Annotated in this window: 11 protein-coding genes; 3 read left to right on the forward strand and 8 right to left on the reverse strand. The window is 73.1% G+C overall.

Annotated features, from left to right (window positions below; genetic code table 11):
* Nucleotides 1–3: 3 nt before the first annotated feature.
* From RLT58_RS03905 to RLT58_RS03915, 3 genes are all read right to left on the reverse strand, one after another.
* Nucleotides 4–672 (reverse strand): GntR family transcriptional regulator, encoded by a 669-nt coding sequence (locus RLT58_RS03905; protein ID WP_311308966.1) that lies wholly within the window; start codon nucleotides 670–672, stop codon nucleotides 4–6.
* Nucleotides 669–2,144 (reverse strand): chlorohydrolase family protein, encoded by a 1,476-nt coding sequence (locus RLT58_RS03910; RefSeq protein WP_311308967.1) that lies wholly within the window; start codon nucleotides 2,142–2,144, stop codon nucleotides 669–671. The genes RLT58_RS03905 and RLT58_RS03910 overlap by 4 nt, the downstream gene beginning before the upstream one ends.
* Before the next feature lie 221 nt (nucleotides 2,145–2,365).
* Nucleotides 2,366–4,003 carry an ABC-F family ATP-binding cassette domain-containing protein gene (locus RLT58_RS03915; protein ID WP_311308968.1) on the reverse strand — a complete coding sequence of 546 codons (1,638 nt, stop codon included), beginning with the start codon at nucleotides 4,001–4,003 and terminating at the stop codon, nucleotides 2,366–2,368.
* Nucleotides 4,004–4,123: 120 nt separating this feature from the next.
* On the opposite strand from RLT58_RS03915, the gene RLT58_RS03920 reads away from it, so the two are divergent.
* A complete protein-coding gene (locus RLT58_RS03920; RefSeq protein WP_311308969.1) occupies nucleotides 4,124–5,047 on the forward strand; it encodes an FAD-dependent oxidoreductase in 924 nt (307 codons plus the stop codon).
* A gap of 30 nt (nucleotides 5,048–5,077) precedes the next feature.
* Here RLT58_RS03920 and RLT58_RS03925 read toward each other — a convergent pair whose 3' ends face one another.
* Together RLT58_RS03925 and RLT58_RS03930 are read right to left on the reverse strand one after the other, a co-directional pair.
* On the reverse strand, nucleotides 5,078–6,838 hold the full coding sequence (locus RLT58_RS03925) for a BCCT family transporter (protein WP_311308970.1): 1,761 nt from the start codon (nucleotides 6,836–6,838) through the stop codon (nucleotides 5,078–5,080).
* A 74-nt stretch (nucleotides 6,839–6,912) separates the two neighbouring features.
* A complete protein-coding gene (locus RLT58_RS03930; RefSeq protein WP_311308971.1) occupies nucleotides 6,913–8,235 on the reverse strand; it encodes a M14 family metallopeptidase in 1,323 nt (440 codons plus the stop codon).
* 259 nt (nucleotides 8,236–8,494) lie between these two features.
* Between RLT58_RS03930 and RLT58_RS03935 the strand changes: the two genes are divergently transcribed.
* On the forward strand, nucleotides 8,495–9,538 hold the full coding sequence (locus RLT58_RS03935; RefSeq protein ID WP_311308972.1) for a LacI family DNA-binding transcriptional regulator: 1,044 nt from the start codon (nucleotides 8,495–8,497) through the stop codon (nucleotides 9,536–9,538).
* A 137-nt stretch (nucleotides 9,539–9,675) separates the two neighbouring features.
* Here the strand turns inward: RLT58_RS03935 and RLT58_RS03940 are convergent, their stop codons facing one another.
* A complete protein-coding gene (locus RLT58_RS03940; protein WP_311308973.1) occupies nucleotides 9,676–10,566 on the reverse strand; it encodes an oxygenase MpaB family protein in 891 nt (296 codons plus the stop codon).
* 296 nt (nucleotides 10,567–10,862) lie between these two features.
* Between RLT58_RS03940 and RLT58_RS03945 the strand changes: the two genes are divergently transcribed.
* Nucleotides 10,863–11,756: an oxygenase MpaB family protein gene (locus RLT58_RS03945; protein ID WP_311308974.1), complete on the forward strand. Its 894-nt coding sequence runs from the start codon at nucleotides 10,863–10,865 to the stop codon at nucleotides 11,754–11,756.
* A gap of 3 nt (nucleotides 11,757–11,759) precedes the next feature.
* Here the strand turns inward: RLT58_RS03945 and RLT58_RS03950 are convergent, their stop codons facing one another.
* Nucleotides 11,760–12,392: a TetR/AcrR family transcriptional regulator gene (locus RLT58_RS03950; RefSeq protein WP_311308975.1), complete on the reverse strand. Its 633-nt coding sequence runs from the start codon at nucleotides 12,390–12,392 to the stop codon at nucleotides 11,760–11,762.
* 92 nt (nucleotides 12,393–12,484) lie between these two features.
* Complete coding sequence (locus tag RLT58_RS03955; protein ID WP_399130859.1) at nucleotides 12,485–13,387, reverse strand: GNAT family N-acetyltransferase; 903 nt, start codon at nucleotides 13,385–13,387, stop codon at nucleotides 12,485–12,487.
* Between the last annotated feature and the right edge of the window lie 7 nt (nucleotides 13,388–13,394).

Here is a 13,394-nt window from a genome sequence, read left to right on the forward strand (position 1 = left end):
GGGTCATTCCGGCGGCAGCACCTCGGCGAGGGCCGCCAGGGAGGGGCCGCGCCCCCGCTCGATGTGCGCGTAGGCGAGGGCGTCGGCCAGATCGGGCTTGCCCGCGTAGATCGCCGCGCAGATGTCCTGGTGCTCGGTGCACTGGACGCGCGGGTCGAGTCCGCCGGTGAGGGTGAACAGCCACTGCACCAGACCGAGCGAGGGCTGCAGGGCGTCCTGGAGCAGCCGGTTCCCGGTCATCGCGACGATCTCCGCGTGCAGGGCGGTGTTGGCGGCGGGGATCTCCTGGGTGTCGCCGCGCCGGGTGGCGTCCTCGGCCGCTTCCATGAGCTCGCGCAGCCGTTCGCCGCCCCGGCCGCCCGCGCAGGCCTCCGCGGCCCGGCGGGCGGCGAACACCTCCAGGCTCAGCCGCAGGTCGAACAGCTCCGCCACATCGCGCAGCGAAAGGTTGCGGACGGACGCGCCGCGCCGGGGCGAGATCACCACGAGCCCCTCCCCCGTCAGCCGGGTGAGCGCCTCGCGGACCGGGATGCGGGAGAAGCCCAGGGCCTCGGAGAGCTCGCGCTCCCGCAGGCGCGCCCCGGGCGGGTACTCGCCGGACAGGATGCGGGCGCGGATCGTCCGTTCGGCGTGGTCGACATGGGAGGCACCGGACTCGGGTGAATCGGTCATCGTGAGGTCTCCTCGTACGGCGGGAACGTCGGCGGGAACAGCTCGCCGGCACCTCGGCGGTGCAGGTCGCGCTCGCCGTAGGCCGCGCGCATTGTCTCGAACAGGGACTGGGCCCGGCGGCGCAGGTTCGCCAGGTCGATGCCCGGTATGCGGCCGTCGGTCAGCACGGGCCGTCCCGCCACCACGGAGTGGGTGGCCTGCCGCGCGGTGCCGTTGAGGAGAAACGTACGGACGGGGTCGTCCTGGACGCCGTCGCGGATGTCGTCCAGCCGGAAGGCCACCAGGTCCGCCTGGGCGCCGGGCTCCAGCCGCCCGAGGTCGGTGCGGCCCAGGGCGCGGGCGCCGCCGAGCGTGGCCGCCTCCACGTAGTGCTCGGCGGGGGCGGCGTCCGCGCGTCCGTCGGTCACCTTGGCGAGGTGGACGCCGGTGTCCATGCCCCGGATCAGGTCCGGCGGGAAGGAGTCGGTGCCCAGGCACAGGTTGATCCCGGCCCGCCGGTAGGCGGCGAAGGAGTGCAGTACCTGGCCGTAGCGCAGCGAGGTCTGCGGGCAGTGGACGACGGAGACGCCGGCCGCCGCGAGGGTGGCCAGGTCACCCCGGTCCTCGCCGTGCACATCGGGGTGGCGGTCGGTCACGATGCCGTGCGGCACGAGGAGCCGGGTGTCCAGCAGCCCGGTGCGTTCGAGCAGTCCGAGGGGCGTGGTGCCGTGCCGTTCCCGTACGAGGTCCCGTTCGGTCAGGCCCTGGAGGCAGTGCAGGCGTACGAGGACGTCGCGGTGGCGCGCGACGGCGGCGGTCTCGCGCAGGAGGTCCTCGGTGAGCGTCTCGATGCGGCAGGGCAGCAGCACCCCGTTGACCAGCGGGTCGCCGAGGGCGGCGGTGTGGTCGAGGAAGCGCACGGCGTCCCGCAGCCCCGTGCGGCCGCGCTCCTCGTCGAAGGCGACGTCCCGGCCGCCGTCGGGGAGGGCGACGTTGACGCCGGACCGGTAGGCGGGCCCCAGGTAGCCGCGCAGGCCGATGCGGCGGGAGGTCCGCGCCGTCGCGACGAGTTCGTCGTACGGCTCCGCCCAGGCGCTGTGGACCTCGGAGGCGATGGGCATGTAGGTGGTGATGCCGTGCAGGGCCAGCTGGACGAGCGCGTACGCGCGGACGGTGGCCCGCTCCTTCGGGGTGAAGACGTCCCGGCGGCGGTGGTCGAAGTAGTTCTGGGACCAGAGGAGTCCGGCGGCGCGGTCGCGGGGCGCCCAGGAGTCCAGGACGAGGTGGTCGATGTCGGTGAGGGCGTCCAGATCGATGAGGCCGGGCATCACCAGCGACTCGCCGAGGTCCCGTTCCTCGTCCACCGGGCCGTCGTACCCCGTGCCGACGTACACGATCGTGTCGTCCTCCCACACGATCTCGCCGTTCCGCAGCAGCGCGTGCCCGCCGTCGCGGTGGCCGAGGATGTGGGTGGCGCGCCAGCGGGTTCGCACGGGGCCTCCTGCGGGTGCGGTGTACCGGACCGCCCCGGCCGTTCGGCGGTCCTCGCGCCGGAGCAAGGCGACACTAACACTTGGCATACCAAGTGCTTGCCCGTTCAGGAGTTAAGTGTGGTATGTCAGAAATCTTCCCACGAAGATGAAGTTGGGGCACCCTCTTGGAAACCCTCTGGCATACCAACAGGGGGTGCCGGGCTCCGCGAGCCCGGCCCGCGTCAGCTTTCCGTGAGCCTGCCCGCCGCCACCTCGACGCGGCGTGTCGTGCGGACCGCCTCCAGCATCCGGCGGTCGTGGGTGACCAGCAGCAGCGTCCCTGTGTAGGACTCCAGCGCCGATTCCAGCTGCTCGATGGCGGGCAGGTCCAGGTGGTTCGTGGGCTCGTCCAGGACCAGGAGGTTGACGCCCCTGCCCTGGAGGAGGGCGAGCGCCGACCGGGTGCGCTCGCCCGGGGAGAGCGTGGTCGCCGGGCGCATCACATGGTCGGCGCGCAGCCCGAACTTGGCGAGCAGCGTGCGCACGTCGGCGGGCTCGGTGTCGGGGACGGCGGCGCAGAACGCCTCCAGCAGGGACTCCGTGCCGTGGAACAGCTTCCGCGCCTGGTCGACCTCGCCGACGACCACGCCCGAGCCGAGGCTCGCGTGCCCCGAGTCCAGCGGGAGACGGCCGAGCAGGGCGGCCAGCAGGGTCGACTTGCCGGCCCCGTTGGCCCCGGTGATGGCGACCCGGTCCGCCCAGTCGATCTGGAGCGAGGCGGGGCCGAATGTGAAGTCCCCGAGGGTCACCTCGGCCTCGCGCAGGGTCGCCACGACCGAGCCGGAGCGGGGCGCGGAGGCGATCTCCATCCGCAGCTCCCACTCCTTGCGCGGTTCGTCGACGACGTCGAGGCGCTCGATCATGCGCTGGGTCTGCCGGGCCTTAGCGGCCTGCTTCTCGCTGGACTCGCTGCGGAACTTGCGGGCCATCTTGTCGGAGTCGGTGGCCTTGCGGCGCGCGTTCCTGACGCCCTTGTCCATCCAGGAGCGCTGCATCAGTGCGCGGCCCTCCAGCGCCGAGCGCTTGTCCGCGTACTCCTCGAACTCCTCGCGGGCATGCCGACGGGCGCGCTCGCGCTCCTCCAGATAGGCCGCGTAGCCACCGCCGTACAGATTGATCTGCTGCTGGGCGAGGTCGAGTTCGAGGACCTTGGTGACCGTGCGCATCAGGAATTCGCGGTCGTGGCTGATGACGACCGTGCCGGCGCGCAGCCCCGAGACATAGCGCTCCAGCCGTTCGAGGCCGTCCAGGTCGAGGTCGTTGGTGGGCTCGTCGAGCAGGAAGACGTCGTAGCGCGAGAGCAGCAGCGAGGCGAGACCGGCGCGGGCCGCCTGGCCGCCGGAGAGGGCGGTCATCGGCAGGTCGAGTCCGACGGTCAGACCGAGGTCGGCCGCGACCTCCTCGGCCCGCTCGTCCAGGTCCGCGCCGCCGAGGGCCAGCCAGCGCTCCAGCGACTCGGAGTACGCGTCGTCGGCGCCGGGCGCCCCGTCCACGAGGGCCTGGGTGGCGGTGTCCATCGTGGCCTGGGCCTCGGCAACGCCCGTGCGGCGGGCCAGGAACTCCCGGACGGTCTCGCCGGGTCGCCGCTCGGGCTCCTGGGGCAGATGGCCGACCGTGGCGGTGGGCGGGGAGAGCCGCAGCTCGCCCTCCTCCGGCTGGTCGAGGCCGGCGAGCAGCCGGAGCAGTGACGATTTTCCGGCGCCGTTCACTCCGACGAGACCGATCACGTCGCCGGGTGCGACCACGAGGTCGAGTTCGGCGAAGAGCGTGCGGTCGCCGTGGCCGGCGGCGAGGTCCTTGGCGACGAGGGTGGCAGTCATCAGGGTACTGATCCTAATCGGCGCCGGAGCGGGGCCCGGCCGGGATTCCCGCGCACCCTCGCCCGGTCTCGGCTACCGTCCCGCCAGGAACGGGGACCGGCGCGAAGGGGTGGAGCGGCAGTGACGGAAGTGATCGTGGTGGGTGGCGGCGTCAGTGGGCTCAGCACGGCGTTGGTGCTGGCCGAGCGGGGCCACCGGGTGCGCGTCTGGTCCCGGGAACCGGCCGAGGCCACGACGTCGGCGGTGGCGGGCGCCCTGTGGTGGCCCTACCGGATCGAGCCGCTGGCCCGGGTCGGCGACTGGTCGCTGGACACCCTGCGGCGGTACGAGGAGCTGGCCGCCCGTCCGGCGGAGACCGGTGTCCGGCTGGTCGAGGGGGTGCACCGGGGTGAACGCCTCGCCGCGCTCGGGCCGTGGGCCGGGGAGCTCAGGGACGTCCGGGAGACGGCCGAGGGGCTGCGGTGCCGGCTGCCGCTGATCGACATGCCGGTCCATCTGGACTGGCTGGCGGGGCAGGTGCGGGCGGCCGGCGGCTCGGTCGAGCGCCGCAGGATCACCTCGTTCGACGAGGCGGCCGCGGAGGCGTCGACGGTGGTCAACTGCACGGGGCTGGGCGCGCGGGCGCTGGTCCCGGATCCCGGGGTGCGGCCGGTGCGCGGCCAGCTGGTGATGGTGGAGAACCCGGGGATCCGCGAGTGGTTCACCGAGGCGGACCCGGCGTCGAGCGAGACGACCTACTTCTTCCCGCAGCCGGGCCGGCTGGTGCTCGGCGGCACGGCGGGGGCGGACGACTGGAGCACGGTGCCCGATCCCCGGACGGCCGAGGAGATCGTGGCCCGGTGCGCGCGGGTGCGGCCGGAGATCGCCGGGGCCCGGGTGATCGGCCACCGGGTGGGGCTGCGGCCGGCCCGGGACGCCGGGGTCCGGATCGAGGCGGAGGCGCTGCCCGGCGGCGCGCGGCTGGTGCACAACTACGGACACGGGGGCGCGGGGGTGACCGTGGCGCTGGGGTGCGCGCGGGCGGCGGCCCAGCTGGTGGGCTGAGCCGCCGTACGCCCTGCGGCCGGACAGACTCTAGGGGGCGGCGGTGGAGCCGCCACCGGAGCTCGAATCGCCGGGTCTGTCGTGGCGCCCGGTGGTGATCTGGCTGCCGCCGGGGCCGATGCGGATCTCGAAGTCGCCGTCGTACTTGGCGTGGCCCTCGATCACCGCGGACTCGACGGCTTCCACGCCGAACTCGCGGCGGACGATCAGCGGGTCCTCGCGCAGGTCCCGCATCAGGGACACGCACATGCCGATCATCACGATGGTGAAGGGCGCCGCCACCAGAATGGTCAGGTTCTGGAGGCCGGCCAGGGCGTCACCCTTGCCGTTTCCGATGAGCAGCATGATGGCCGCGACCGCGCCGGTGACGACGCCCCAGAAGACGACGACCCACTTGGCGGGTTCGAGGATGCCCTTCTGGGAGAGGGTGCCCATGACGATGGACGCGGCGTCGGCGCCGGAGACGAAGAAGATGCCGACCAGGATCATCACCAGGACGCTCATCACCGTGGCGACGGGGTACTGCTGGAGCACGCCGAAGAGCTGGGCCTCCTGGGTGTCGGCCCCGTTCAGCTTGCCCGCCTCCTGGAGCTTGATCGCGGTGCCGCCGAAGACCGCGAACCAGATCAGGCTGACCGTGCTCGGGACGAGGATGACGCCGCCGATGAACTGACGGATGGTCCGGCCCCGGCTGATCCTGGCGATGAACATGCCGACGAAGGGCGTCCAGGAGATCCACCAGGCCCAGTAGAAGACCGTCCAGTTCCCGAGCCACTCGGCGACCTTCCCCTTGCCGGTGGCCTCGGTGCGTCCGATCAGCTGCGGGAGGTCACCGAGGTAGGCGGCGACCGAGGTGGGCAGCAGGTCGAGCACGATGATCGTGGGGCCCGCGATGAACACGAAGACGGCCAGGATCAGGGCGAGCACCATGTTGATGTTCGACAGCCACTGGATGCCCTTCTCGACGCCGGAGATCGCCGAGGCGACGAACGCCACGGTCAGCACGGCGATGATCAGGACCAGCAGTCCGGTGCCGGTCTTCTCCTTCCAGTTCAGCTCGTGGAAGCCGCTGCCGATCTGGAGCGCCCCGAGCCCCAGCGAGGCGGCCGAGCCGAACAGGGTGGCGAAGATGGCCAGGATGTCGATGAGCCGGCCGAGGCCGCCGTGTGCGTGGCGGGGGCCGATGAGCGGCTCGAAGACCGCGCTGATGGTCTGCCGCCTGCGGCGCCGGAAGGTGCTGTACGCGATGGCCAGGCCGACCACCGCGTAGATCGCCCAGGGGTGGAGCGTCCAGTGGAAGAGGGTGGTGGCCATCGCCGTCTGCATCGCCTCGGCGGCGTCGGCGGGGTGGGTGCCGGGCGGCGGGTCGGTGAAGTGCGCCAGCGGTTCGCTGACGCCGTAGAACATCAGGCCGATGCCCATACCGGCGCTGAACATCATCGCGACCCAGGACACCGTCCGGAACTCCGGCTCCTCGTCCTCCTGGCCGAGGGTGATCTTCCCGTACCGGCTGATGGCGAGCCACAGGGCGAAGACCACGAAGCCGGAGGCGGCCAGCATGAAGGCCCAACCACCGTTGTGGATGAGTCCGTTGAGGGCCTTGCTGGACACGGTCTCCAGCGAGTCGGTGGCGGTGGCTCCCCAGACCACGAAGGCGAGGGTGAGGACCGCGGTGACGCCGAACACCACCCGGTCGGTCGTGGGGCGCCGGCCCTGGGTCGGATCACCGGGAAGATCCGCCGTCACCGACAGATCCCCCCTGCCGCCCGTTCTCTGATCGTCCTGCGACACGAATGGCACCTTTCACGGAAGCTGAAATTTCGCTCTCCGTAGGCAGTACCACACGCGCCGTACTTCTTCCGGGATCAACAAGCGGTATCGGGTTGACCGTTTGTGAGGTGATATGCCGCCCTCTGGTCCAGCAGGAGCGGGATCAGCTTCCGGGCGGGCTGCCGCAGCGGCACATACACACCGTCACCATCGGGCCGGGAGGTGACACCGTGCAGGGCGAGTTCGCCCCCGACCCGGGTGAAGTCCTCCCTCGTCAGCCGGTATCCGCAGGGCGGGTCCCGGAGGATCCGGTGCGGCGCCGGTGCCTCGTTGTCCGCTCCCCCGAGGAAGACGGGCCCCCGGGCACCGGCACCGGCCGCCCGGGAGCGTGCGGTGGCGTCGCGGATGACGGAGCGCCGCTCGTCCGCGTAGAGGAAGAGCTCGGTGAGTACGGTCAGTTGCGAGGCCACCCGTCGGCGGCGGGCGAGTGCCGGGTCGGCCCGTTCGCCGGCGAGGAGCGCGTCCGTACGGGATTCGACCAGGAGTCCGACCGCGTGCTTGAGGGCGGCCGCGTTGCGCAGGATGCGCTCCTGGCCGTCGCCCGCGCTCCGTCTGAGCTCGGAGCCGGTGTCCGGGTCGGTCCAGACGCCGTAGACCCCGCCGCTGTACCCGGCGTCCAGGACAGCGGGGCGCACCCGCCGCTGGACCAGGTACCGCGCCTCGTCGTAGAGCGGGCCGTCGGTGTTGAGGTTGCGCGGCCACAGGACGTACAGATCCTTGTCGTAGTACGGCGCGGTGGCACCGTACTCGTGCAAGTCCGCGACCACGTCGGGTTCCTGGTCCCGCAGTACGGTGGCCAGCGCGCGGGCCCCGGCGGTGCGCAGGGCGAGGTGGTCGCGGTTGATGTCGACCCCGTCGGCGTTGCCCCGGGTCCCGGCGGCCAGGCCGTCGGGGTTGGCGGTGGGGACGACGAGGACCTCGGTCCGGGCGAGGAAGGCGCGGGTGCGCGGGTCGGTGGCGTAGGCGAGATCGCGGACCGTCGTCAGACAGGCCTCCCGGCCGGCGGGCTCGTCGCCGTGCTGGCTGCAGACCAGCAGGACGGTGAGCGCGTCCGGGCGGCGGCTGCCGATCCGGACGAGCCGCAGCGGGCGCCCCCGCTCGGTCGTCCCGATGCGCACGACGGAGACCCGGTCGCTGTGCCGGCCGGCGGCTTCGAGCAGGGCACTCTCCTCGGCCGGGCGGGTCCAGCGGGCCCCGCCGGTGGCCTCGAAGCCGGTACGGGGCGGGGTGCGGGCGGCGTCGGAGGGGACGGAGAGCAGCGGAACGGCCAGGGCGGCGGCCACCGCCGTCAGTGCGAGATTGCGGATGCGGCCGCGCCGGGGCGGCCGCCGTCCGTCGCCTGTCGGCGCGATCGGCATGGCCGGAAGATACTCCTGCCGGAGGCGGTGCGACAGCCCTGCGCACGACGGGCCGCGCGCCGGGGCGCGTGTGGTGTGTGGTGCGGAGGGGGCGAGAGTGGCACGGCGCCCGCCCGCAACGCCGGCGGGAGTGGTGCGGCGCCCGCCCGTGATGGCGGCCGACGGGGCCGGGGACCGGGCCGTTAGGCTGGCGGGGTTCGCGCCGATCGGCCGGCCCCGGCCGTTTCCGGCCTCCGTCCGCGCCCCTGAGGAGCGTCCCTTGCCCGGTCCGAGCCCCGATGCCCCTCTCCACGCGCGCCCCACGCTGGAAGCGGTGGCGGCCCGCGCCGGGGTCTCCCGGGCGACGGCCTCCCGGGTGGTGAACGGCGGCGCGGGGGTCCGGCAACCGCTCGTTGACCAGGTCCGCAAGGCGGTCGAGGAACTCGGCTACATCCCGAACCACGCCGCCCGTACCCTGGTGACCCGGCGCAACGGCGCGGTGGCCGTGATCATCGACGAGCCCGAGGTCCGGATCTTCTCCGACCCCTTCTTCTCCCAGCACATCCGGGGCATCAGCCGCGAACTCAACGCCCACGACGCCCAGTTGGTGCTGCTCCTGGTGGAGGGCAGCGGCGACTTCGACCGGGTCAGCCGCTATCTGGCCGGGGGCCATGTGGACGGGGTGCTGGCCTTCTCCCTGCACACGGACGACGAGCTGCCCGCGGTCATCCGGCGCTTCCGGGTACCGACCGTCTACGGCGGCCGGCCCGGGCGCCCCGGAGCCGCCTCCGAGCTGGCGGTGCCGTTCGTGGACTGCGACAACCGGGGCGGTGCCCGCGAGGCCGTGCGCCATCTGGTCTCCCTCGGCCGCCGGCACATCGCGCACATCGCGGGCCCCCGGGACCAGACCTCGGCGCTCGACCGGATCGACGGGTACACCGACGTGCTGCCCGGGGGCGACCCGGCGCTCGTCGAGGACGGGGACTTCACGGCGGAGGGCGGGGCCCGGGCGATGACCCGGCTGCTGGAGCGGCGGCCGGACCTGGACGCCGTCTTCGCGGCCAACGACCTGATGGCGTCGGGCGCGCTGCGGGTACTGCGCGAGCACGGCCGCCGGGTGCCGCAGGACGTGGCGCTGGTCGGGTTCGACGACATGGAGTCGGTCGCCGAGGCCACCGACCCGCCGCTGACGACGGTCCGTCAGGATGTGGTGGGCATGGGGCGGCTGATGGTCCGGCTGCTGATGGAGCGGCTGAGCGACGGCGACCCGGGGCCCGATTCGGTGATCACCCCGACGGAGCTGGTCCGCCGCGCGTCGGCCTAGGGCGTGTCGTCGAACTGACGTCGTCGCCCGAAGGGCGGCCGGGCGGCGTCAGGTGGGTGCTCTCGGCGTGCCGGCCCCAGGCCCCTGTACTGGACCCGGTGCGGCGAGAGTGCGTGCATGGCGTCGCCCGGCAGACATCAGTTCGCCGACACGCCCCAGGACCCGCCCGCCTTCCGGTGGGCGGCCCGCGCCCTGCGCGCCCTCGGCAGATAGCGCAGCCGCTCCGGCAGCACCGGGACGACCACCCGCACCACGGAACAGAACCGCCGCAGCGCGCGCTCCTGGGCGTCGGTCCACTCCAGCCCGATCGCCTCACGGGCGTCGGGCGGCATCAGCCCGACGGTCAGGAACGCCCGGAACCCAGCGAGCGGCGGGAGCAGCACCGGCCACAGCGCCCTGAGCAGGATCCGGAGCGGCAGCGGCCCCCGGCCCGGCGGTGGAACGGGGCTGTCGGTGGCGACGAGTTCCCGGACGACGACGGTCCTCTCGATCTCGTCGGCGAGCACGCCCCGGTAGTAGGGCCAGAACTCCTCGACCGTCTGCGGCATGTCCCGGTCGTGGATGCCGAGCACCCGGCCCACCTGGAGCCATTCCCGGTACAGGGCGCGCTCCTGTGCCGCGCTCATCGGGCGGATCAGATAGTGCGCCCCGTGCCGGTAGACGGGGAAGCCGGTGGCGTGCACCCAGGCGTAGTTCGCCGGTGACAGGGCGTGGTAGGGGCGGCCCCGGGTGTCGGTGCCCCGGATGGTGCGGTGCAGCCGGCGGAGCCTGCGCCCCTCCTCGGCGGCTTCCTCGCCCCCGTACACCCAGAGCTGAAGGGAGCGGAGGGAGCGCTCGCCGCGCCCCCAGGGGTCGGTACGGAAGACGGAGTGCTCGTCGACACCGGCGCCGACGGCGGGGTGGGCGACCTGGAGGGTGAGGGCGGCGGGCAGCATCAGCAGGGCCCGGATGTCGCCGGACAGGCTCCACAGCACGCCGCCGGGCGGGGGCGGCGCGGGGTCGGCGTTCGCGGCTGCTGCGCTGCTCATGCGGTACTCCCGGCGGTCGGCGGGCGCCGGACCGAAGCGCCCGGCCTCCGCGTGATCCCGTACGTGATCCAGTATGCGGGCCCCGCACGGGCGGTGCGCGGCGGCCCCGGGAGGCCGGGGGCAGGGGCGGGTGACGGCGGCATTGACGGGACCGATGAAACAAGTCGATAGTATTTGTATCTTTGACTCTCGTGGCCGGATGGTCCGTCATATTCATTACGGGCAACCGGAGTTGGGCCGACGGCACGACGGCTCATGGGCCGCTGGGAGCCGGACACGGACAGGGAGGGCGCACCATGGGCCGCTACAGCCGCCTGCGCGAGATCCGCCGGATGGATCCCGCCCGCGATTACGCCGAGATCCTCCGGCTGATCTCTCAGTACGAGTTCCCCTGGGACTACCGGCAGGGCGTGAGCGTCGCCTTTCTGCGCGACTACGGCGTCCCCCGGATCTCCGTGCTCCTGGACCGCACCCAGGAGTTCGAGCGCCATGGACAGAAGCGGTACGACGACACGGTGCTGATCGGGTACGAGATGGCCGTCGACGGCTTCGACTCGGAGCGCGGGCGGGCCGCGGCGCGCCATCTCAACCGGATCCACGGCAAGTACCGGATCCCGGACGAGGACTTCCGCTATGTCCTCGCGACCACGGTCGTGGGGCCCAAGCGCTGGATCGACCGGTACGGCTGGCGCCCGCTGTGCCCGCAGGAGGTCCAGGCGCTGGCGGAGGCCGGGCGGAAGACGGGGGCGATGATGGGGATCGAGGGGGTGCCCGAGACCTATGAGGGGTTCGAGCGGCTTCTCGATGCCTACGAGGCGCGGATGTTCGCGTACGACCCCGCCAACCGGCGGGTCGCGAGCGCCACGTTCCGGGTGATCGCGAGCTGGTATCCCCGTCCGCTGCGGCCGTTCGTCGCGCGCTTCGCGCTGGCGCTGCTGGACGAGCCGCTGCTGACGGCGCTGGGGTTCCGGCCGCAGCCTCGCTGGGTGCGGACCTCGGCGTCGGCGGCCCTGCGGCTGCGCGCACGGTGCGTCCGCGGGCTGCCGGCCCGGCCGCGCCGCCTGCCGTCGCGACCGCGCCCCCGTTCGTACCCCTTCGGCTGGCGGCTCGACGACCTCGGCCCGCACTGGGCGGGCGGCCGCCCCCTGGAGCCGCTGCCGGACGAGGCGGCGCCCGCCGACCGGGCCTAGCGCCTAGCCGGCGGCGAGCAGCGGGACGAGGTAGCGGCGGGCGAACTCCCGTACCTGGGTGTCGTCGTCCAGCTCGAAGCAGCTGACGGGGTTGAGGAGGAAGGAGACGGTGATCCGCACCATCAGCTCGGCGACGGGGGTCGGATCGCTCGCCGGGCCGCCCTGCGCGGCGCGCGCGTCGCGCAGCCGGCCGGCCAGGTAGCCCCGGATGGCGAGGAACGCCGGTCCGCTCTCCAGGGTCAGGAAGGGGAGCATGGTCTCGGGCTCCAGCCGCAGCAGCCCGCCGACCAGCGGGTGTTCGCGGATGTGCCGCAGCACGGCGGCGAAGCCCTCGACGAGCCGGTCCTCGACCGTGGGCAGCGCGGCCACCGCCTCGTCGACCTCCACCACGAACCGGCGGTACTCGCGCAGCAGGCACGCCGAGACCAGGCTGTCCTTGTTGCCGATCCGCCGGTACACGGTGACCCGGGAGACCCGGGCGCGCTTGGCGACGTCGTCGACGGTCGAGCGGCGCAGCCCGAAGGTCATGAACTGCTCACGCGCGGCGTCCAGGATCTGTTCGCTCAGCGCGTCGGAGGGCGGCTGCGCGCCGGCCCCGAGGACCGGCAGTGTCTCGTCGGTGCTCCGCGCCGCCATGGCCCTCCCCGTTCCGCCTGTGCACCCCACACCCCACCATAGAAGCCGGAACAGAGTGACATGTTCCGTACTCCTGTATCCGCACGGGCGGTTCAGCCGCCCAGCGGCTTGCGGTAGCGCACGTACTCGTTCCGCCGCCGGAACCCCACGCTCTCGTAGAGGTCGTAGGAGCGGTACGGATTGGCCGTCCCCGTGTACAGCCGGGCGCTACGCGCACCGTGGGCGCGCAGGCTGCGCAGCCCGTCCAGCAGCACGCTCCGCCCGAGGCCGAGCCGCCTGGACTGCGCCCGGACACTCAGCTCCTCGACCTCGCCCACCGTGCGGTCCTGCGGGCGGATCGAGCACAGGGCGACGGCCGCCAGCTCCTCGCCCTGCCAGGCGGCCCGCCAGCAGGCCGGGTCGGCCGTGGCCAGGAACCTCTCGTACGGCCATTCCTCGGTGAAGGCCGCGTCCTGGTAAGAGTCGACGACCGTGCGCCACGCCGCGCGGTAGTCCTCCGCTCCGACCGGGCCGAGGCGGACCCCGGCCGGCGGCGGCTCGCTGTCGGGCAGCTGGGCGAGATCGGACAGCTCCAGCTCCACGAGGCTGAAGACGCGCCGGTACCCGGCGTCGAGCAGCAGCCGTGTCGCATCCCGTTCACCGGCCGTCGCGTTCGCACCGAGCACGGCCGTTCCCGCCGTGCCCTGCCGCTCCACGAGGTCGCGGATCCGGCCCTCGGCCCAGTCGAGCATGGCCGAGCCGACGCCCCGGCCCCGGTGCGCGGGCAGCAGATGGCCCCGGTGCAGATAGAGCCGGGTTCCGTCCCGCTCCCGCCACCACCGGAGCGTGACGTAACCGACCACGCTCCCCTCGTGCTCGACCAGAACCTGGCTCCCGGCGGGATCGTCCAGCTTCGCCGAGGCCTCACCGATCTCGGCCCCGGTCGGCAGCCCCTCCACGACGGAGCCGGCATCGACCCCGTCGTGCTCCGCACTCCCCGCCCGCACGGCGGCCATCGCGGCA

This window comes from Streptomyces sp. ITFR-16 (genome assembly GCF_031844705.1).
Taxonomy (GTDB): Bacteria; Actinomycetota; Actinomycetes; order Streptomycetales; family Streptomycetaceae; genus Streptomyces.